Source organism: Nocardioides sp. NPDC000445 (genome assembly GCF_040300245.1).
Lineage (GTDB): Bacteria > Actinomycetota > Actinomycetes > Propionibacteriales > Nocardioidaceae > Nocardioides.
On the sequence record NZ_JBEPDH010000027.1, the window covers coordinates 19081 to 37100 of the forward strand.

An 18020-nucleotide genomic window follows, 5' to 3' on the forward strand; every position below is an offset into this window, starting at 1 on the left:
TCACTCTCTCCCGACGATCACGGCGACGACCGGGGCGAGCCGGTCGGCCATCTCGTCGTAGGTCATCAGGCCCATGCCCGCCTGCAGCAGCGCCCCGGAGAAGGCGAGCAGCAGAGCTTCCCGCTCGGCCTCGGCCGCACCGTCGCCGAGCGCCGCCTCGAAGCGGGCAGCGAACTCGGCTCCGATCCGCAGCCGCAGCCGCTCGACATCGGCATCGCTGCCCAGCAGCGCCGGCGTGACCGCCGCGGCGAGCGCCGGCTCCTCAGCGATCCGGGTCGTCAGGCTGCGTACGGCTGCCTGCACCCGCTCCGCGCGGGACCCGGTCTCCTCCACCGCCGGCGTCACGGCCAGGTGGCGCCAGAAGAGCTCGGCGAAGAGATGGTTCTTCGAGGCGAGGTAGGTGTAGGCAGTGGCCGGGGAGACCCCGGCCCGGGCGGCGACCGAACGGACGGTCAGTGCCTCGTGCCCGACCTCCCGCAGCTCCGCCAGACCTGCCGCGAACACTCGCTCGACCGTCTCCGCCTGGCGGGTGCTCGTTGCGCTGGACACGTGTCCAGATTAGAACACGTTCTCGTTTCGGGCAAGGGGTGAAGGCGACCGAATCGGGGTACCGCACCAACATGTCGAGAACAGACGTGCTGGGCGTGGAGCTCCAGCGACAACGCGACGTCCTCAAGCTGGTCGGTGCGACCTTGAAGGCCGCCGAGATCCCGTTCGCACTCGCCGGCGGGTACGCGGTCTGGACCCGAGGCGGGCCGGAGAGCACCCACGACGTGGACTTCGTACTCCCTGAAGAGTGCGTCGAGGACGCCGTGCGCGCACTGGTCCTGAACGGGATGGATCCGGTCGGCGCCCCGGAGGACTGGCTGGTGAAGGTCGGGCGCGACACCGTGGTCGTCGACCTGATCCACCGACTCCCGACCGGCCCCGTCGACGAGGAGCTGCTGGCTCGGTGCACCGACCTGCCGGTCGACTCCGTCACCATGCCCGTGATGTCCGGGACCGACCTGCTCATCTCGCGGATGCTGGCCCTGAGCGAGCACGCCTGCGACCTCTCCCCGATTCTCGGTGCCGCCCGCGCCCTGCGCGAGCAGATCGACTGGCGGCTGGTGCGACAGGAGGCGAAGCGGAGCCCCTTCGCGCAGACCGCGATCTGTCTGCTCGACGCGCTCGCCATCATGGACGGAAGCAGTATGGGAGGCGACGATGGCTGACCCGATTCGCGTGGCAGCAGTCGGTGACGTACATCTGGCCGACGACCTGCGCGGCCGCTACGCGCCGCTGCTCACGGGCATCTCCGAGGAAGCCGATGCGCTGCTGGTCGCCGGAGACCTCACCCAGCACGGGACGGTCGAGGAGGCAGAGGCGTTCGCCGACGAGTTCGACGCCGCCGACGTGCCGGTCCTCGTCGTGCTCGGCAACCACGACTATCACTCTGGAGCCGAAGAGGACATCACGCGACTCCTGGAGGATCGCGGGATAACGGTGCTCGAGGGCACCTCGACCACCATCGAGACCAGTGCCGGCCTGCTCGGCGTCGCCGGCGTCAAGGGCTTCTGTCTCGGCTTCCTCGGCCGCTCCGCCGCTGACTTCGGAGAGCCGCAGATGAAGGCGTTCACGGGCCACGGCATCGAGACCGCAGATGTGCTGCGCAAGGCCCTCGACGACCTCGGCGACGGGCCCGACGTGACCGTCGCGCTGTCCCACTTCGCGCCCGTCGACGACACCCTCGTCGGCGAGCCGAAGGAGATCTGGCCGTTCCTCGGCAACTACCGGCTCGGCGAGGCGATCGACGAGACGGGAGTGGACCTGGCGCTCCACGGCCATGCCCACGCCGGACGCGAGAAGGGTCTCACCCCGGCCGGGGTGCCCGTACGCAACGTCGCCCAGCCCGTCATCCAGGCGGCGTTCCGTGTCTACGACGTCATCCCCAGGAGGTCGGCATGAACGAGCAGCACACGCGAGATCTCGAGCGCGCGATCGCGACCGACCCGCGCACGCACGAGCTGGGCATCCGGCTCCAGGTACGCGGTGACCACCTCGTCGTCTCCGGCGAGGTGGCCTCCGAGGAGCGTCGCGCGACGGTCCTCGAGGTCATCAGGGAGCACGGCCCCGGGATCGACATCGTCGACTACATCGTGCTCAGCGCCGAGCCCGGGCCGGGCGGACCGCAGCACGAGCAGATAGACCCACGAAGGAGCTGAAACCCAGATGAACGGCACCATCGTCGCGGTCGTGATCGGGATGATCCTGTTCTGGAGCGTCCTGACCCTCATCGCCGCGCTCCTCGACCGGCGCCGCGGCCGCCAGATCGAGAACGACCTGACCGAGATGGAGCGCAGGTACCATCTCGACGGCAGCGACCGGTACGGGAGCTTCGACCAGCGAGCCCCCGGAGCCCACCGAGCGCGCTGAGCCTGCTCAGGCCCCGGGCGGAAGCCTGGTGAAGTCGGGCTCGCGGCCCTCGGCGAAGGCGACGAGCGCCTCGATGTTGGCAGGCCCGCCGAGCAGCTCGGCGAACTTCGCGTTCTCGAGCTCCCGGGCGGCCTCGATGCCGGGGCGCAGCGACGCGGTCATCGTCTCCTTGACCGCGACCAGGCTGCTGATCGGTCTCGCGGCGAGCGTGGCGGCGTGGTCCCAGGCGACCTCGAGGAGCTCCTCGGGCTCGGTGACCCGCCACACGAGCCCCATCTCGCGCGCCTCCTCGGCACTGAACCACTCCCCCGACATCAGCATCCAGGCGGCGTTCTGGCGTCCGATCAGCCGCGGGAACAGGAAGCTGGAGGCGGCCTCCGGCGCGACCCCGAGCGTGGTGAACGGTGTCTTGAACCTCGCCTTCGTCGAGGCGAGGACGAGGTCGGCGAACCCCAGGAGCGTCACGCCGATACCCAGACCCAGTCCGTTGACGGCGACGACCAGCGGCTTGGAGAACGCCGCCAGCGAGTCGACCAGGCCGATGAACCCGTGGGCGGCGCCCTCGTCGCCACCCGAGGCGGTCTCCTTCATCTCGACGAGATCGGTGCCCGCCGAGAAGGCGCGGCCGTTCCCGGTCAGCAGCACGACGGCCACCTCCGGGTCCTCGTCGGCCTCGCGCAGCGCCTCGGCCAGGGCGACGTAGAGCGCCTGGCTGAACGCGTTGAGCTGGTCGGGACGGTTGAGGGTGAGCGTACGGACGCGGTCGCGGTCCTGGCTCAGCAGCAGGTCGGACATGCGGGGGTCTCCTATCGGCCCAGGATCAGGTGGGCGGCACGCTCGCCGATCATGATCGAAGGCGCGTTGGTGTTGCCGCCGGTGATCGAGGGCATCACGCTCGCGTCGGCGACGCGCAGGCCGTCGATGCCCAGCACCCGCAGCGACGGGTCGACCACGGCGCGCTCGTCCGACCCCATCCGGCAGGTGCCGACGCCGTGATAGACGCTGTGCACGATGTTGGGCAGCAGCTCACGGGTCGCCTCCGGGGTGGCGTACGACGGGCCGGGCGAGATCTCGCCCTGGTTGTCCCCGAGACCCACCATCATCTCGCGCACCTTCGCGATCCCGTCGAGGAGCACCTCGGTGTCCTTGCCCGAGGTCAGGTAGGCCGGGTCGAGCAGCGGGTGCGCGAGCGGGTCGGCGCTGGCCAGGCGTACGGTGCCCCGGCTCTCGGGGTAGATCAGCGTCGGCAGGATGCACAGGCCGGGCTTGCTCGTCGGCGGCCGGATGGCCTTCTCACCGTCCTGGTTCGGGAATGGGTAGACCCAGTAGAGGACGTGCAGCTGCAGGTCGGGGACCTGGCCGGCCAGGGCGCTGCGTACGAAGCCGAAGGCCTCGAACTGCGAGCCGGCCGCCCAGCCCTTGCGGGTGAGCCGTGACTTCGCGAACCCGGCGGCGAAGTAGGCGGGTGTGGGCCGTCGCAGGGCCGAATCCATCCGGAACGAGACCGGCACGAAGAGGTGGTCGTGGAAGTTGTCGCCGACGGGAAGGTCGGCGTGGACCTGGATGCCGTGGTCGCGGAGGTGGTCGGAATGACCGATTCCGGAGAGCATCAGCAGGTGCGGCGAGCCGTAGACGCCGGCAGCGACGATGACCTCGCGGCTCGCCCGGATGGTCTGCTTGTCGCCATCGGCGCCGACGACCTCGACGCCGGTGGCGCGTGAGCCCTCGATGCGTACGCGGGTGACCTGGGCCTTGGTCAGGATCAGCAGGTTGTCCAGCGGCTGCTCGCGCAGGTAGGCCTTCGAGGCCGAGTAGCGGCGCCCCTCGGAGGCGCTGAGCTGGACGACGCCGACACCCTCCTGCTCCTTGCCGTTGTAGTCGTCGAGGGCGCTGACCCCGAGCCGCTTGGGTGCCTCGTCGAGCCAGCTCTGCGTCGCCGGCGTGAGGTCCTTCTGGTAGCGCACCTTCACCGGCCCGCCCTGGCCGCGGAACTCGTCGCTGCCGCCCTCGAAGTCCTCCATCCGCTTGAACGCCGGCAGCACGTCGTCGTAGGACCATCCGGTCGCGCCGTCGGCCGCCCAGTCGTCGAAGTTCTGGCGGTTGCCGCGCACCCAGAGCATGCCGTTGATCGAGGACGAGCCGCCCAGCACCTTGCCGCGGGTCATCGGGATGACCCGGTCGAGGGCGGCGCTCTGCGGGACCGACTTGTAGCCCCAGTCGACCAGCTTCTTCAGCTGTGGCGTGGAGAGCATGGCGGCGACCGCGCCGGGGAGCTCGAGGAGGTTCTTGATCCCGAAGGCGGTGTCCTTGGTGCCCGCCTCGATCACGATCACGCTGGCACCGCTCTCGGCCAGCCTGCGAGCGGTGGCGCAGCCCGCACTCCCGGCGCCTACGACGATGTAGTCGGCTTCCATGTTCACTTCTCTCTCCCGGCGATCCCTTCCGCAAAGACTAGAACACGTTCTACTGTTGTGTCATGCGCCACGGCATCGTCCTGTTCACCTCGGACCGCGGCATCGCGCCCGCCGAGCTCGCCTCCGCCGCCGAGGAGCGCGGCTTCGAAACGTTCTACGTGCCCGAGCACACCCACATCCCGGTGCGCCGCGACGCCCTGCACCCCACCGGCGGCACCGAGCTCCCCGACGACCGCTACCTGCGTACGCTCGACCCCTGGGTCACGCTCGGGACCTGCGCCGCGGTGACCTCGCGGATCGGGCTCTCCACCGCCGTCGCGCTGCCGGTCGAGTCCGACCCGATCACGCTCGCCAAGACGATCGCGACCCTCGACCACCTCTCCGGCGGCCGGGTCTCGCTGGGGGTCGGGTTCGGCTGGAACACCGACGAGCTCGCCGACCACGGCATCCCGGGCGACCGCAAGCGCACCGCACTGAAGGAGTACCTGGAGGCGATGCGAGCGCTGTGGACCGAGGAGGAGGCGGCCTATGCGGGCGAGTTCGTCTCCTTCGGCCCCTCGTGGGCCTACCCGAAGCCGCCACAGGGCCGGATCCCGACGATCGTCGGCGCCGGCGGCGGCCCCAAGACGCTGCGCTGGATCGCCCGCAACGCCGAGGGCTGGATGTCGACCCCGACCGAGGCCGGCATCGGCGACAAGGTGAAGACGCTGCAGGACGAGTGGGAGTCGGCGGGCCGCGAGGGCAAGCCCGAGGTCCGCGTCCTCGTCGCGAAGCGACCCACACCCGACGACCTGGCCGAGTGGTCGGTGGCCGACGAGCTGATCTGGGGCGTCCCCGACACCGAGCCGGTCGGCGTGCTCACCTACCTCGACAAGCTCGCGGGCAGGCTCGACCTCGGCTGATCAGCCCAGCCGCTCGCGCAGGAAGCCGACGATCCGCGCCAGGCCGGATCGCGAGGCCGGAGAGATGCCCGGCAGGGTGAGATAGGCATGGGTCGCCAGCCGCGGGCAGTGAACGGCGACCTCCACCCCAGCCGTACGCAGCGCGTCGGCGTAGCGCTCGGCGTGCGAGCGCATCGGGTCGAACCGCGCGGTGAGCACCAGGGCGGGCGGCAGACCCGCATGGGACCGCGCCCGCAGCGGTGAGACCGACCACTCCTCGGCGAGCGACACGTCGTTGCCGAGGTAGTGCTCCACGATCTCGCCCAGTCCCGGGCCACGCAGACCGACGAGATCGACCAGCGGATAGATCAGCACCTGGCCGCGGATCCGAGACTCACCCTCGTCCCGGGCGCGCAGTGCCAGGACCGCGGCCAGGGTGCCGCCGGCGCTGTCGCCCAGCACGGCGATCCTCGTCGCGTCGGCGCCGAGCACGTCGGCGTTCGCGACAACCCACGCCAGCACGGCCCAGCAGTCATCGACCGCCGCCGGATAGGGATGCTCCGGGGCGAGCCGGTAGGCCGGCGCGACCACGATCGCCCCGGTGCGGGCCGCGATCCGGCCGGCCATCCAGCGCGACTGCTCGGGCGATCCCCAGCACCAGCCGCCACCATGGAAGGCCAGCACGATCGGCCGCAGCCCGGCCGAGCGCGCTCGCGGGACATGGACCCGGAGCCGGACCTCGCCGGCCCACGCCTCGTGCACCACCACGCCCGGGTCGTCGGCTCCGAACACCCAGGTCAGGTGGCGGTTCGCCAACAGCGCCGCCCGCCGCTCGCGCAGCTCGACCATCCCGTCCACACCGCGATCCTGCACCTCGGCGGCGGTCTTCGTCATGACGTACGGCCGACCGGTGGTCGAACGTCACCGCACAGCTCACGCAGACGCCATCCAAAATAGAACACGTTCTACTATGATCGGCCCATGAGTGACATCAGCGAGATCGAGCAGCTCAAGTACCGCTACGTACGCCTCCTCGACACCAAGCAGTGGGACGAGTTCGCCGCCTGCTTCAGCGATGACGCCACCGCCGACTACGCCGGGCTCTCGTTCACCTCGCCCGCCGAGCTGGTCGACTACATGCGGACCAACCTGCCCGCGGAGATCATCACGATGCACCACCTCCATCACCCCGAGATCGCGGTCGACGGCGACGCGGCCACCGGCCGCTGGTATCTCTACGACAAGGTCTTCGCCCCCGCCTACGAGTTCGCCCTCGAGGGCGCCGCCTTCTACGAGGACCGCTACATCCGTACGCCGCTCGGCTGGCGCATCGCCCACACCGGCTATCAGCGCACCTGGGAGCTCACCACCAGCTTGAAAGACCAGCCCAGCGCGAGGCTCCGAGCCTATGACTCTGCGAGGAACGAGCAGAGTCATTACGCGAGGAGATCGAGCGAGCGCAGCGGCTGAGCCTGCGAAGCCGCGAAGCGGGTCGAGATCGAAGTGCCCCAGAAGACCCACCACGCATGCCAAGGTCCCCGTAGGTTCTTTATATGCGGATCGCCTTCGGAAGCGACGACGAGAACGAGACGACCAGGGCCGTGCTCGCCGAGCTGCGGGAGCGCGGGGACGTCGAGATCATCGAGACCGACTCCTGGCCCGACCTCGGCGCCGGCATCGGCCGGGCGGTCGTCGAGGGCCGCGCCGACGTCGGCGTGGTGATGTGCTGGACCGGCACCGGCACGGCGATCGCCGCCAACAAGGTCCCCGGCGTACGCGCCGCCCTCGCCTGGGAGCCCTGGATCGCCCGCAACGCGCGCCTGTGGAACGACGCCAACGTCTTGGCGATGAGCCTCAAGCGCCTCGCCCCCGACGTCGCCGTCGAGGTCGCCCGGGCATTCCTCGACGAGACCGAGCCGGATCCCGACGAAGCCGCCGCGATCAGACGTCTCGGCGAGCTGTGAGCGCCGCTTCGGACACTCGGTCAGCAGCAGGCGCAGCCGCCGTCGCAACCCTCGTGGTCGTCGAGGCGCGCCCCCGCCGGTGAGCAGCAGACGTCGCCGCGCCAGGCGTTGACGCCCTCCCCCACCGCCAGGGCGGCGATGACGAGCGCGGCTGCCGAATCCGCCCACCACCAGCCCAGGGCGCTGTTGGCGAGCAGCCCCAGAAGCAGTGCGGCGGACATGTAGGTGCACAGCAGCGTCTGCTTGGAGTCGGCCACGGCGGAGTGGGAACCGAGCTCGTTGCCGGTACGGCGCTGGATCCAGGAGGCGGCGGGCATGACGAGCAGGCTCAGCGCGGCGATGCCGATGCCGAGACCGGAGTGGTCGGCGGCATGGCCGGTCACCAGTGCGGTGACCGCGTCGTAGGAGACGAACGCGGCCAGCCCGAAGAAGGAGAAGGCGATGATCCGCAGCGCGGTCTTCTCGCGGGCCTCGGGATCGCGGCCGGCGAACTGCCAGGCGACCGCGAGGGCGGACGAGACCTCGATGACCGAGTCGAGACCGAAGCCGAGCAGCGCCGCCGAGCCGGCGATCGCTCCGGCCGCGATCGCCACCACCGCCTCGATCACGTTGTAGGCGATGGTGAAGGCGACCAGGAGGCGGACCCGTCGCACCAGGACAGCCCGCCGGGACGAATCGGGGCCCGGGACCGGCGGCGGCACGTCCTCGCGTCGGCCGATGACATGGATCGGCAGCTCGGAGCTCACCAGGTCACCTCATGGCACTGCCGGGTCGGGGCGGTCTCGGTCTGCAGGGTGGCGTGCTCGATCTGGTGCCGGGTTGCGAGCGCGGTCTGCGCCTCGGCCAGCACGGTTTGGCCATCGGTGCCCGCATCCAGGACGAGATGCGCGGTGGCGACGTGCATCCCGGAGGTCAACGTCCACACGTGCAGGTCGTGGACGTTGTCCACGCCCGGGACCGCTTCGAGGTCGGCGACGACCTGGTCGACCTCCATGCCCTCGGGGACGTGCTGGCCGAGGACCGCCAGGACCTGACGGCCCAGTGCGACGGCGCGTACGGCGACGAAGACCCCGATCGCGACGGCGACGGCGGTGTCCCACAACGGCTGCCCAGTAGCGGCGACCAGCAGCCCGGCCGCGATGACGCCGACGCTTCCGGCGGCGTCGGCGACGACCTCGAAATAGGCGCCCTTGAGGTTGAGCGACTCGCTGGCGCCCGCGCGCAGGAGCAGCATCGAGACCAGGTTGATGGCCAGGCCGATAGCGCCGACCACGAGCATCGCACCGGTCTGGACCTCGGATCCCTCGCCGATGCGGCCGATCGCCTCGAGCACGACGTAGATCGCGACCCCGAGCATCACCAGGACCGTCAGGCCGGAGGCGAACACCTCGACCCGGTAGGAGCCGTAGGTGCGGCGACCGGTGGTGTCGGCGCGGGTGGCGATCCGGGTCGCGACCAGCGCCGCACCCAGTGCGACGACGTCCGCGGTCATGTGGCCGGCGTCGGAGATCAGTGCCAACGACCCCGACCACAGGCCGGCGACGAGCTCGACGATCAGGAACGCCGCCACCATGGCGAACGTGACGGCCAGTCGCCAGCGGTGCCTGCCGCCGGCGTGGCCCACAGCGGCGCCATGTCCGTGTCCGTGGCCCATCAGCAGCAGCCCTGCTCGGCGGAGTCGCGGCACGCTTCCGGGTCGGTGACCAGGATCAGGTCGTGCAGGTCAGCCAGCGCATGCGCGAGGCGACCGTCGGCGAGCTCGTAGCGGGTCCGCCTGCCCTCGGGGACGGCGACGACCAGGCCGCAGCCGCGCAGGCAGGCCAGGTGGTTCGACATCGACTGACGGGTCACGCCCAGCGACTCGGACAGCTCGGCCGGATAGGCCGGCCCCTCGCGCAGCTGCATCAGGACCCGGGCTCGGGTGGCGTCGGAGAGGGCGTGCCCGAAGCGGGCGAGCGCGTCCAGGGACGAGGCGGTGGCGGTGACCATGCCGCGACAGTACATCGCAACATGTATTCAGCAAAAGCTGAACCATGTCGGGACCGGTCAGTCCAGCTCCCGGTAGTTGCTGCGGAAGAACAGCAGCGGCTCGGTGGCGGCGCCCTCCTCGAGGTCCAGGACGCGGCCGACGACGAGATAGTGGTCGCCCTCCTCGTGGACCGAGTGGACCGCGCAGTCGAGATAGCCGACGGCCCCGTCGAGATGCGGGTCGCCGTGGTGGGCCGACGGGGTCCAGGAGATGTCGGCGTACTTGTCCGCGGCACGCGAGGCGAACTGGTTCGAGACGGCCTCCTGGCCGGCGGCGAGGATGTTGACCGAGAAGTGCCCCGCGCGACGGATCCGGGCCCAGGCCCGGGATGACTTGGTCGGCGCGAAGAGGATCAGCGGCGGCCGCAGCGACACCGAGGAGAACGACTGGCAGGTCATCCCGACCGGGCCTTCCGCGGTCTGCGCCGCGATCACGGTGACCCCGGAGGCGAACCGGCCCAGCACCGTACGGAACCGGGCGTCCGCCTCCGCGTCGGCAGGGGTCTCCGGTGGCGACGGTGGCGCTTCGAAGTCGAAGCGACCGTGGAAGGACTCGATCAGCTCCGGATGCGGCCAGCTCTCGGCGGCATCGGGAGACATCCCATCAGGCACCTCTATACGCATACCCGATCACTGGCCTACGCCGAAGTCGTGACCCCAGTACGAGACGGCCGTGGACTCCCGGGCGACCCACTTCTGGTCGTCGACCTGCAGTCCCTCGGTGCCGAACTCGATGTCGAAGCCACCCGGCGACTTCACGTAGAAGGAGACCATCTCGTCGTTCATGTGCCGCCCGAGCGTCGCCGAGAGCTTCGCGCCGTACTTCTTCACCCGTTCCAGCGCCCGGCCGACGTCGTCGAGCTTGTCGACCTCGAGCATGATGTGGACGCACTTGGAGTCGTTGGGGAACGGCAGGAACGCCAGCGAGTGGTGACGCGGGTTGATCCCGAGGAAGCGCAGCCAGATCTTGGTGCCGGGCTCCTTGCCGGCGAACTCACCGGGCATGCTCATCGAGTCGCGCAGCCGGAACCCGAGCGTGTCGCGGTAGAACTCCAGCGCCTCGACGTCGTCGGAGACCGGGATCACCACGTGGCCCATCCCCTGCTCGCCGGTCACGAAGGTGTGGCCGTAGGGCGAGACCGCAGGGCGTCGCTCGTAGGTGATGCCGTGGAAGAGCTCGAAGACGTTGTCGAACGGGTCACGGAAGCGCAGCATCTCCTGCACCCGCCGCTCGGCGAGCTCCTCGGGCGCGCCCTCCTCCACCTCGACACCGGACTTCTCCAGGTGCTCCCGGGCCTGCGCCAGCGCGGTGTGGTCGGCGACCTCCCAGCCGACGCAGCTGAGCTGGTCCACCTCGCCCGGCTCGATCACCAGCCGGGCCGAGACCTCGTCGATGCGGTAGTAGAGGTGCTCCTGGTTCGGGCCCTTCGCCTCGATCAGACCGAGGACCTTGCCGGCGAACGTACGCCACGCCTCCAGGTCGGTGCTGGTGACGCGTACGTAGCCCATGGACTTGATGTCGATCACTTCGTACGCTCCTTGTGCCTCTCCAGGCTGTGCCGTTTGAGAAACGCGACCGCGATCTCGCGGAACTCGTCGGCGGCCTCGATCTGTGCCCAGTGCCCGCAACGCGGAAAGACATGCAGCTGCGCCTTCGGAATCAGCTTCAGGGCGGGGAACGCTCCGTCGAGCGGGTTGACCCGGTCCTCACGACCCCAGGTGAGCAGGGTGTGGTGCTTGAGCCGGTGCGCCTCGCGCCACAGCATGCCGTCCTCGGCGGTCTCGGGGTTGTAGAACGACCACCCCATCGACGCCATCGCCTCGCGCGCGCCGGGTGCGGTCGCGTCCGCGAACCGCTCCTCGACCAGCTCGTCGGTGACCAGCTTCTGATCGACGACCATGGTGGAGATGAACGCCTTGAGCGCCTCCCGGGTCGGGTCGCCGGAGAAGTCCATCAGGCGCTGTACGCCTTCGGTGGGATCGGCATGGAAGAGGTTGAGCGAGAGCCCGCCCGGTCCCATCAGCACCAGCCGCCCCACCCGGTCGGGATAGGTCAGCGCGATCCGCATGGCCGTCCCGCCGCCGAGCGAGTTGCCCAGCAGGTGCACCTTCTCCAACCCCAGCTCGTCGAGCAGGGCGATCACCGCATCGCCGGCGAAGCGGTAGTAGTTGCCCACCACCTCCGGTTTGTCGGAGGCGCCGAAACCCGGCTGGTCGACCAGGATCGTGCGGAAGTCGGCCGCGAAGCCCTCGAGCGCCGAGCCGAAGTTGGACCACGACGAGGCCCCGGGACCCCCGCCGTGAAGCATCACCAGCGGTAGCCGGTCGTCGCCACCTGCACCCAGGTCGTAGTAGCGCAGCGAGATCTCGCCCGCGGCCTCGGTCTTGATCGCGACGTCGTGGGCGACGTCCTCTTTCACCAGCGCCATCAGTACATCCCCGGGTCGACCTTGTGCCCGAACTCGGAGGCGCCGTACATCTGCAGCGCCCGCTCGGGATCGTTGGCGGCGTGGACACGGCCCGCGTGGGCGTCGCGCCAGGCGCGTTGGAGCGGAGTGCCGTTGGCCAGCGCCCGGCCACCGGAGGCCTCGAAGAGCAGGTCGATCGCGTCGATCGCGCGCTGGGTGCCGAGGACCTGGTCGCGGCGGATCCGCAGCCGCTGGGTGATCGGGATCTTCTCCCCACGGGCGACGTAGGCCTGCTGCTCACGGATGTTTCCCATCAGCAGCGCCCAGGCGGCATCGATGTCGGAGGAGGCGGTCGCCACGCGCACCGCGGCGAAGGGATCGAGGGACGCCTTCTCACCGTAGGAGGCGCGGACCCGGTTCTGCTGCATGGTCACGTGCTCCTCGTAGGCGCCGCGAGCCATGCCGATGATCGGCGTGGTGATCGTGGTGGTGAAGAGCGAGTGGAACTGCAGCTTGTAGAGGTCACCGGTGTTGACCGCCTGCCCGGGACCCTTGCAGCGTCCGGTCTCGGCCATCGAGAGCGTGAAGGTCTCCGGGATGAAGACGTCCTCGACCACGATGTCGTTGGAGCCGGTGCCGGCCAGGCCGACGACGTTCCAGACATCGACGATCTCGTAGCGCTCGCGCGGCACCAGGAACGTACGGAAGTCGACCACCTGACCCTCGTCGTTGAAGACGAGGCCACCGAGCAGCACCCAGGTGGCGTGCGCACAGCCGGAGGAGAACGACCAGCGACCGGAGAGGTTGAAGCCACCCTCGGTGATCGCCGCCTTGCCCACAGGCGCATACGAGGAGGACACCCGCGTGTCAGGGTCCGAGCCCCAGACCGCCTGCTGGGCCTCGTCGTCGAAGAGCGCGATCTGCCAGGGGTGGACACCCAGGACGCTGGAGACCCAGCCCGTCGATCCGCACGCCGAGGCGATGTCGCGCACACAGGTGTAGAAGTCGACCGGGTCCGCCTCGAGACCGCCGAACCGGGCCGGCTGCAGCAGCTTGAAGAAGCCGACCTCCTCCAGCTCCTTGACGCTCGACTCGGGCACGACCCGGAGACGCTCGGTCTCCTCGGCGCGCTCCCTGATCGTGGGCAGCAGGTCCTGCACCCCGTCCCTGACGGTCTGTGCGTCCTTGTGGGGGCGCTGTGTCGGTTCGCTCACCGCTCTGCCTTCCTGCATGGTGTCCCAATGTCCTCGGACGGCGCGGTTCGTGCGCTGCCGATGGATCAATACTAGAACACGTTTCAGTTTTGTCGAGTCCCCGGGCGTGTTTCGTTGCCTGTCGTCTATGGTAGAACGTGTTTCAGTTCTGGGACAGTCGAAGCTGAGGGAGCACCATGGGACAGACCGACGAGACGTACGACGTCGTGGTCGTAGGCGCCGGAGGCGCCGGGATGACCGCGGCGCTCGCGGCCGCCCGCCGCCACGGGCTCGAGACCGTCGTCATCGAGAAGAGCGCCTACTTCGGCGGGTCGACGTCGCGCTCCGGCGGCGGGGTCTGGATCCCGCGCAACCACGCCCTCGAGGCGGCCCACCAGAAGGACTCCCCCGAGGCCGCCAGCCTCTACCTCGAGTCGATCGTCGGCGACGTCGTGCCCAGCGACCGGCGCGAGACGTTCCTGGACCGCGGCCCGGAGGTGCTCTCCTTCGTCTGCGAGAAGACGCCGGTGCGGTTCAACTGGGTCCCCGACTACGCCGACTACCACCCCGAGGCACCCGGCGGTCGCGGCGCCGGCCGCTCCGTCGAGCCGGCCCCACTCGATGCCCGTGTGATCGGCGAGGAGCTCTCGCGGCTGCATCCGCCCTATACGAAGTCGCCAGCCAACATGGTCGTCACCCAGGCCGACTTCCGCAAGATCAGCCTCGGCATGCGCACGATCAAGGGTCCGATCACGATGGTCAAGATCGCGGTCGCGCGGATCCTCGCCGGACTCCTCGGGAAGAAGATGTACGCCATGGGCGCGGCGCTCGCGATCGGGCTGCGCAAGGGGCTCATCGATGCCGGCGTCGAGGTCCGCTACGAGACCGAGCTGGTCGGGCTTGTCACCGAGGGCGGCCGGGTCGTCGGCGTCGAGGTGCGCCGCGGCGAGGACGGTCCGACGACGGTGATCCGGGCCCGGCGCGGCGTGATCCTCGGCTCGGGCGGGTTCGAGCGCAACCTGGAGATGCGGGAGAAGTACCTGCCCGCGCCGACCTCGGTCGAGTGGACCACCGGTGCCTTCTCCAACACCGGCGGCGGGATCCTGGCCGGGATCGCGGCCGGTGCTGACACCGACCTGATGGACGAGTCCTGGTGGGGTCCGACGATCCCGTTCCCCGGGCGGCCGTGGTTCGCGCTCGCCGAGCGCAACCTGCCGGGGTCGATCATCGTCAACGGCGCCGGCAAGCGGTTCATGAACGAGGCGCTCCCCTATGTCGAGGCCGTCCACGAGATCTACAAGGGCCAGGAGACCGGCATCTCGCACGTCCCGGCCTGGCTGGTCTTCGACCAGCGCTACCGCAACCGCTACATCTTCGCGGGCCTCGGACCCGGGCAGCCGTTCCCGGGCCGCTGGCTCAAGAGCGGCGTCGTGGTGAAGGCCGCCACGGTGGGGGCGCTGGCCGAGAAGATCGAGGTTCCGGTCGACGGCCTGCGCGAGACGCTGGCCCGGTTCAACGGCTTCGCCGAGTCCGGCGTCGACGAGGACTTCCACCGCGGCGAGTCGACCTACGACAAGTACTACTCCGACCCCACCGTCAAGCCGAACTGCTCGCTCCACGTCATCGACCAGGCGCCGTTCTACGCCGTCAAGATGGCTCCCGGCGACCTCGGCACCAAGGGCGGCCTGGTCACCGACAGACGCGCCCGGGTCCTGCGACCCGACGGCTCCGTCATCGAAGGCCTGTACGCCGCCGGCAACGTCTCGTCCGCCGTGATGGGCCGCACCTACGCCGGCCCCGGCGCCACCATCGGCCCCGCCCTGGTCTTCGGCTATCTGGCCGCCGAGGACTGCGCCCTCAAGGAGACAAACTGATGCCCATCGACCCGACCAAGGCCGTCGGCGCCTCGCTGCCGTCCCAGTCGTTCTCGTGGACCTCGTCCGACGTGCTGCTCTACCACCTCGGCATCGGCGCCGGATCACGTCCCGGCGACGCGACCGACCCGGCAGCACTGCGCTACACGCTGGACTCCGACGCCCTGACGGTGCTGCCGTCCTTCGGTGTCGTGGCGCCGACCTTCCACGTCACCGAGCCGCCCTCGCTCGACCTGCCGGGCTGCGACATCGACCTTGCCTCGGTGCTCCACGGCTCCCAGGAGATCCACGTCGACGGCCCGATCCCCACGTCGGGAGAGGCCGTCGTCTCGACCCGGATCGCCGAGGTCTGGGACAAGGGCAAGGCCGCCGTCATCGTCCAGGAGGGCGTCGCCACGACCCCGTCCGGCGATCCGCTGTGGACCGTCAGGAGCTCGATCTTCGTACGCGGCGGGGGTGGCTTCGGCGGCGAGCGCGGGCCGTCGACGTCGCTGCCGGTTCCCGACCGCGCGCCGGATGCCGTGGGGGCGTACGACGTCACCGAGCAGCAGGCGCTGCTCTACCGGCTGTGCGGCGACCGCAACCCGCTGCACGCCGACCCCGCCTTCGCCGCGAAGGCCGGCTTCCCGAAACCGATCCTGCACGGGCTGTGCTCCTACGGGATCGTGCTGCGCGAGGCGACCGCACTGCTCCTGGACGGGGACGCCTCCAGGGTCGCCGGGTTCGGCGCCCGCTTCGCCGGGATCGTCTTCCCCGGCGACACGATCTCCATCGAGGCGTGGGACGAAGAGCCGAGGATCCTGGTCAAAGCGACGATCTCGTCGACAGATCCGGCCCGTGACGGCGCCCCGGTGCTCGCCGACTGCTTCCTGGAGGCACGATGAGCCGCGTACGTCGGTCGAGCCGGATTCGTGAGGAACGAGCGAATCCGTGTCGAGACCAACACGGTCGATTCGAGCGCCAAGGGGACTGTGTTGGTTTCGACACGCCTCCGCCTGGCGGCTCCGGCGGCTCAACCAGCGGAAGGCAAGTCCGATGAGCAACGGCACCACCCTCCCCGACGTACTCTCCCCTGCCGACGTCGAGGAGCGCTTCGGTGGCTGGTCGGAGGAGACCGACGTGATCGTGGTCGGCTTCGGCGTGGCCGGCGGGGCCGCGGCGCTGGAGGCGGTCCGGGCGGGCGCCCGCACGATCCTCCTGGAGCGGGCCGCAGAGCCCGGTGGCACCTCGGCGATGGCCGGTGGCCACTTCTACCTCGGCGGTGGCACCGCGGTGCAGAAGGCGACCGGGATCGAGGACTCCGCCGAGGAGATGTTCAAGTACATCCACGCCGTCTCCAAGGAGCCCGAGGACGACAAGATCCGGGCCTACTGCGACGACTCGGTGGAGCACTTCGACTGGCTCGAGGCGCTCGGCTTCGAGTTCGAGCGCACCTTCTGGCCGGGCAAGGCCGTCATCCAGCCCGGCACCGAGGGGCTGATGTATACCGGCAACGAGAAGGTCCACCCGTTCCGCGACCTCGCCGTCCCGGCGCCGCGCGGCCACAAGGTGCCGGTCCCGGGTGACACCGGCGGCGCCAAGCTGGTGGTCGACCGGATGGCCGACCGACTGGCCGAGACGTCGGCGGTGGTCCGCTACGAGGCCGGTGCCACCAACCTGGTGATGGAGGGCGGCCGTGTCGTCGGCCTGGCCTGGCGCCGGTTCGAGGAGCGTGGCGCGATCCGGGCCAAGGCGGTGATCCTCGCCGCCGGCGGCTTCGTCGGCAACGCCGACATGGTCGCCGAGCACACGCCCCGGCTCGGCGAGAAGCTCTTCCCGCTGGCCTCCACCTACGACGACGGCCTCGGACTGCGCCTGGGCGCCTCCGCGGGCGGCCGCTGGCGGTTCATGGACGAGCCGTTCCAGACCGCGCCGTTCTACCCGCCCTCGATCCTGCTGACCGGGATCATCGTCAACAAGCACGGCAAGCGGTTCGTGGCCGAGGACTCCTACCACGCGCGTACGGCCGCCTTCGTCATGGAGCAGCCGGATTCGGCGGCGTTCCTGATCGTCGACTCGGCGCACATCGAGCACCCGAAGATGCCGCTGTGCCCGTTCATCGACGGCTGGGAGACGGTCGAGGAGATGGCGGCCGGCCTGGGCGTACCCTTCGACACCCTGAACGCGACGCTGACCTCCTACAACACCCATGCCGCCGACAGCGTCGATCCCGAGCTCCACAAGGCGCCGGAGTGGACCGAGCCGCAGGACACCGGCCCATGGGGCGCCTACGACCTCTCCCTCGGCAAGGCGATGTACGCCGGGTTCACCATGGGTGGCCTGGCGACCACCGTCGAAGGAGAGGTACGCCGCGAGGACGGCTCCGCGATCACCGGCCTGTACGCCGCCGGCGCCTGTGCGGCCAACCTCGCCCAGGACGCCAAGGGCTACGCCTCCGGCATGCAGCTCGGCGACGGCTCCTACTTCGGCCGGCGCGCCGGGCGGCATGCCGCCGGACTGGACTGACCGGCACGGGTGACGGGCCTCACAACCTCGGCGCGCCCGGCGAGACCGGTCGCCGAGCGGCGCCGGGTTACGACTAGTCTTTACAGACGCGCATCAGGCGGACTGTTGCCATATCACATATCTCACCAGAGGTGAATGGCTTCGGTAAAAATTGGGCCTTTGTACCCTACGCGCGTCATGAGCCGGGCTGGTTATGTATACGCGACGCCACGGGCATCGCCGGTGTTGGCTCTCCCGACGCGTCCGCAGGCCATCGTCCCCACTCGACGCCTGTCGCCGAACTAGCCGAAAGGAATCCCCATGTTCGACTTCCGGAGCCCGGCCGGCCTCATGGTCAT

21 protein-coding genes are annotated in these 18020 nt (G+C 69.9%); 10 read left to right on the forward strand and 11 right to left on the reverse strand.

The genetic code is table 11. The features are described 5' to 3' along the window. Positions 1 to 549, reverse strand: a complete 549-nt coding sequence (locus ABT304_RS27485; RefSeq protein WP_350720147.1) for a TetR/AcrR family transcriptional regulator — start codon at positions 547 to 549, stop codon at positions 1 to 3. 71 nt (positions 550 to 620) lie between these two features. On the opposite strand from ABT304_RS27485, the gene ABT304_RS27490 reads away from it, so the two are divergent. The 4 genes from ABT304_RS27490 to ABT304_RS27505 are packed head-to-tail and all read left to right on the forward strand — an operon-like array spanning position 621 to position 2415. Continuing rightward, entirely contained in the window at positions 621 to 1214 is a 594-nt protein-coding gene (locus ABT304_RS27490) for a nucleotidyltransferase family protein (RefSeq protein WP_160023280.1), read from the forward strand. Beyond that, positions 1207 to 1947, forward strand: a complete 741-nt coding sequence (locus ABT304_RS27495; RefSeq protein ID WP_350720149.1) for a metallophosphoesterase family protein — start codon at positions 1207 to 1209, stop codon at positions 1945 to 1947. Before ABT304_RS27490 ends, ABT304_RS27495 begins: the two co-directional genes overlap by 8 nt. Further along, complete coding sequence (locus ABT304_RS27500; RefSeq protein WP_350720151.1) at positions 1944 to 2204, forward strand: hypothetical protein; 261 nt, start codon at positions 1944 to 1946, stop codon at positions 2202 to 2204. The genes ABT304_RS27495 and ABT304_RS27500 overlap by 4 nt, the downstream gene beginning before the upstream one ends. Before the next feature lie 7 nt (positions 2205 to 2211). Then, positions 2212 to 2415 (forward strand): hypothetical protein, encoded by a 204-nt coding sequence (locus ABT304_RS27505; protein ID WP_350720153.1) that lies wholly within the window; start codon positions 2212 to 2214, stop codon positions 2413 to 2415. A gap of 6 nt (positions 2416 to 2421) precedes the next feature. On the opposite strand, the gene ABT304_RS27510 is transcribed toward ABT304_RS27505, so the two are convergent. Both ABT304_RS27510 and ABT304_RS27515 read right to left on the reverse strand, forming a co-directional pair. Further along, the gene (locus ABT304_RS27510; protein ID WP_350720155.1) at positions 2422 to 3210 is read right to left on the reverse strand and encodes an enoyl-CoA hydratase/isomerase family protein; all 789 of its coding nucleotides are present in this window, start codon (positions 3208 to 3210) and stop codon (positions 2422 to 2424) included. A gap of 11 nt (positions 3211 to 3221) precedes the next feature. Continuing rightward, positions 3222 to 4829: a GMC family oxidoreductase gene (locus tag ABT304_RS27515; protein ID WP_350720157.1), complete on the reverse strand. Its 1608-nt coding sequence runs from the start codon at positions 4827 to 4829 to the stop codon at positions 3222 to 3224. Between the two features lie 62 nt (positions 4830 to 4891). Here ABT304_RS27515 and ABT304_RS27520 point away from each other — a divergent pair, with 62 nt between their 5' ends. Then, positions 4892 to 5731, forward strand: coding sequence for an LLM class F420-dependent oxidoreductase (locus ABT304_RS27520; protein WP_350720159.1), 840 nt, complete (start codon positions 4892 to 4894; stop codon positions 5729 to 5731). Here ABT304_RS27520 and ABT304_RS27525 read toward each other — a convergent pair whose 3' ends face one another. After that, the gene (locus ABT304_RS27525) at positions 5732 to 6604 is read right to left on the reverse strand and encodes an alpha/beta hydrolase (protein WP_350720161.1); all 873 of its coding nucleotides are present in this window, start codon (positions 6602 to 6604) and stop codon (positions 5732 to 5734) included. 87 nt (positions 6605 to 6691) lie between these two features. Here ABT304_RS27525 and ABT304_RS27530 point away from each other — a divergent pair, with 87 nt between their 5' ends. Continuing rightward, entirely contained in the window at positions 6692 to 7180 is a 489-nt protein-coding gene (locus ABT304_RS27530) for a nuclear transport factor 2 family protein (RefSeq protein WP_350720163.1), read from the forward strand. An 83-nt stretch (positions 7181 to 7263) separates the two neighbouring features. Beyond that, on the forward strand, positions 7264 to 7674 hold the full coding sequence (locus ABT304_RS27535) for an RpiB/LacA/LacB family sugar-phosphate isomerase (protein WP_350720165.1): 411 nt from the start codon (positions 7264 to 7266) through the stop codon (positions 7672 to 7674). Positions 7675 to 7694: 20 nt separating this feature from the next. Here ABT304_RS27535 and ABT304_RS27540 read toward each other — a convergent pair whose 3' ends face one another. Genes ABT304_RS27540 through hsaA form a run of 7 tightly spaced genes read right to left on the reverse strand, consistent with a single transcriptional unit; the run spans position 7695 to position 13324 of the window. Continuing rightward, the gene (locus ABT304_RS27540; protein WP_350720167.1) at positions 7695 to 8420 is read right to left on the reverse strand and encodes a cation efflux transmembrane domain-containing protein; all 726 of its coding nucleotides are present in this window, start codon (positions 8418 to 8420) and stop codon (positions 7695 to 7697) included. Further along, on the reverse strand, positions 8417 to 9328 hold the full coding sequence (locus ABT304_RS27545) for a cation diffusion facilitator family transporter (protein WP_350720169.1): 912 nt from the start codon (positions 9326 to 9328) through the stop codon (positions 8417 to 8419). Before ABT304_RS27545 ends, ABT304_RS27540 begins: the two co-directional genes overlap by 4 nt. After that, on the reverse strand, positions 9328 to 9663 hold the full coding sequence (locus ABT304_RS27550; protein ID WP_160023262.1) for an ArsR/SmtB family transcription factor: 336 nt from the start codon (positions 9661 to 9663) through the stop codon (positions 9328 to 9330). Before ABT304_RS27550 ends, ABT304_RS27545 begins: the two co-directional genes overlap by 1 nt. Before the next feature lie 57 nt (positions 9664 to 9720). Then, positions 9721 to 10302, reverse strand: a complete 582-nt coding sequence (locus ABT304_RS27555; protein WP_350720171.1) for a flavin reductase family protein — start codon at positions 10300 to 10302, stop codon at positions 9721 to 9723. A 30-nt stretch (positions 10303 to 10332) separates the two neighbouring features. Next, complete coding sequence (gene hsaC, locus ABT304_RS27560) at positions 10333 to 11229, reverse strand: iron-dependent extradiol dioxygenase HsaC (RefSeq protein WP_350720173.1); 897 nt, start codon at positions 11227 to 11229, stop codon at positions 10333 to 10335. Continuing rightward, the gene (gene hsaD, locus ABT304_RS27565) at positions 11226 to 12131 is read right to left on the reverse strand and encodes a 4,5:9,10-diseco-3-hydroxy-5,9,17-trioxoandrosta-1(10),2-diene-4-oate hydrolase (protein WP_350720175.1); all 906 of its coding nucleotides are present in this window, start codon (positions 12129 to 12131) and stop codon (positions 11226 to 11228) included. The genes hsaC and hsaD overlap by 4 nt, the downstream gene beginning before the upstream one ends. Then, entirely contained in the window at positions 12131 to 13324 is a 1194-nt protein-coding gene (gene hsaA, locus ABT304_RS27570) for a 3-hydroxy-9,10-secoandrosta-1,3,5(10)-triene-9,17-dione monooxygenase oxygenase subunit (RefSeq protein ID WP_350720177.1), read from the reverse strand. The genes hsaD and hsaA overlap by 1 nt, the downstream gene beginning before the upstream one ends. A 176-nt stretch (positions 13325 to 13500) precedes the next feature. Here hsaA and kstD point away from each other — a divergent pair, with 176 nt between their 5' ends. The 3 genes from kstD (at position 13501) to ABT304_RS27585 (ending at position 17682) form a co-directional block, all read left to right on the forward strand. Continuing rightward, positions 13501 to 15177 (forward strand): 3-oxosteroid 1-dehydrogenase, encoded by a 1677-nt coding sequence (kstD, locus tag ABT304_RS27575; RefSeq protein WP_350720179.1) that lies wholly within the window; start codon positions 13501 to 13503, stop codon positions 15175 to 15177. Then, on the forward strand, positions 15177 to 16061 hold the full coding sequence (gene chsH3 / locus ABT304_RS27580; protein WP_350720181.1) for an enoyl-CoA hydratase ChsH3: 885 nt from the start codon (positions 15177 to 15179) through the stop codon (positions 16059 to 16061). Before kstD ends, chsH3 begins: the two co-directional genes overlap by 1 nt. A gap of 151 nt (positions 16062 to 16212) precedes the next feature. Then, positions 16213 to 17682, forward strand: coding sequence for an FAD-binding protein (locus tag ABT304_RS27585; protein WP_350720183.1), 1470 nt, complete (start codon positions 16213 to 16215; stop codon positions 17680 to 17682). Positions 17683 to 18020 lie beyond the last annotated feature (338 nt).

Coding starts and splice junctions, on each gene's coding strand:
- ABT304_RS27490 (WP_160023280.1), top strand. CDS start 621: ATGTCGAGAACAGACGTGCTGGGCGTGGAGCTCCAGCGACAACGCGAC.
- ABT304_RS27495 (WP_350720149.1), top strand. CDS start 1,207: ATGGCTGACCCGATTCGCGTGGCAGCAGTCGGTGACGTACATCTGGCC.
- ABT304_RS27500 (WP_350720151.1), top strand. CDS start 1,944: ATGAACGAGCAGCACACGCGAGATCTCGAGCGCGCGATCGCGACCGAC.
- ABT304_RS27505 (WP_350720153.1), top strand. CDS start 2,212: ATGAACGGCACCATCGTCGCGGTCGTGATCGGGATGATCCTGTTCTGG.
- ABT304_RS27510 (WP_350720155.1), bottom strand. CDS start 3,210: ATGTCCGACCTGCTGCTGAGCCAGGACCGCGACCGCGTCCGTACGCTC.
- ABT304_RS27515 (WP_350720157.1), bottom strand. CDS start 4,829: ATGGAAGCCGACTACATCGTCGTAGGCGCCGGGAGTGCGGGCTGCGCC.
- ABT304_RS27520 (WP_350720159.1), top strand. CDS start 4,892: ATGCGCCACGGCATCGTCCTGTTCACCTCGGACCGCGGCATCGCGCCC.
- ABT304_RS27525 (WP_350720161.1), bottom strand. CDS start 6,604: ATGACGAAGACCGCCGCCGAGGTGCAGGATCGCGGTGTGGACGGGATG.
- ABT304_RS27530 (WP_350720163.1), top strand. CDS start 6,692: ATGAGTGACATCAGCGAGATCGAGCAGCTCAAGTACCGCTACGTACGC.
- ABT304_RS27535 (WP_350720165.1), top strand. CDS start 7,264: ATGCGGATCGCCTTCGGAAGCGACGACGAGAACGAGACGACCAGGGCC.
- ABT304_RS27545 (WP_350720169.1), bottom strand. CDS start 9,328: ATGGGCCACGGACACGGACATGGCGCCGCTGTGGGCCACGCCGGCGGC.
- ABT304_RS27550 (WP_160023262.1), bottom strand. CDS start 9,663: ATGGTCACCGCCACCGCCTCGTCCCTGGACGCGCTCGCCCGCTTCGGG.
- ABT304_RS27555 (WP_350720171.1), bottom strand. CDS start 10,302: ATGTCTCCCGATGCCGCCGAGAGCTGGCCGCATCCGGAGCTGATCGAG.
- hsaD (WP_350720175.1), bottom strand. CDS start 12,131: ATGGCGCTGGTGAAAGAGGACGTCGCCCACGACGTCGCGATCAAGACC.
- kstD (WP_350720179.1), top strand. CDS start 13,501: ATGGGACAGACCGACGAGACGTACGACGTCGTGGTCGTAGGCGCCGGA.
- chsH3 (WP_350720181.1), top strand. CDS start 15,177: ATGCCCATCGACCCGACCAAGGCCGTCGGCGCCTCGCTGCCGTCCCAG.
- ABT304_RS27585 (WP_350720183.1), top strand. CDS start 16,213: ATGAGCAACGGCACCACCCTCCCCGACGTACTCTCCCCTGCCGACGTC.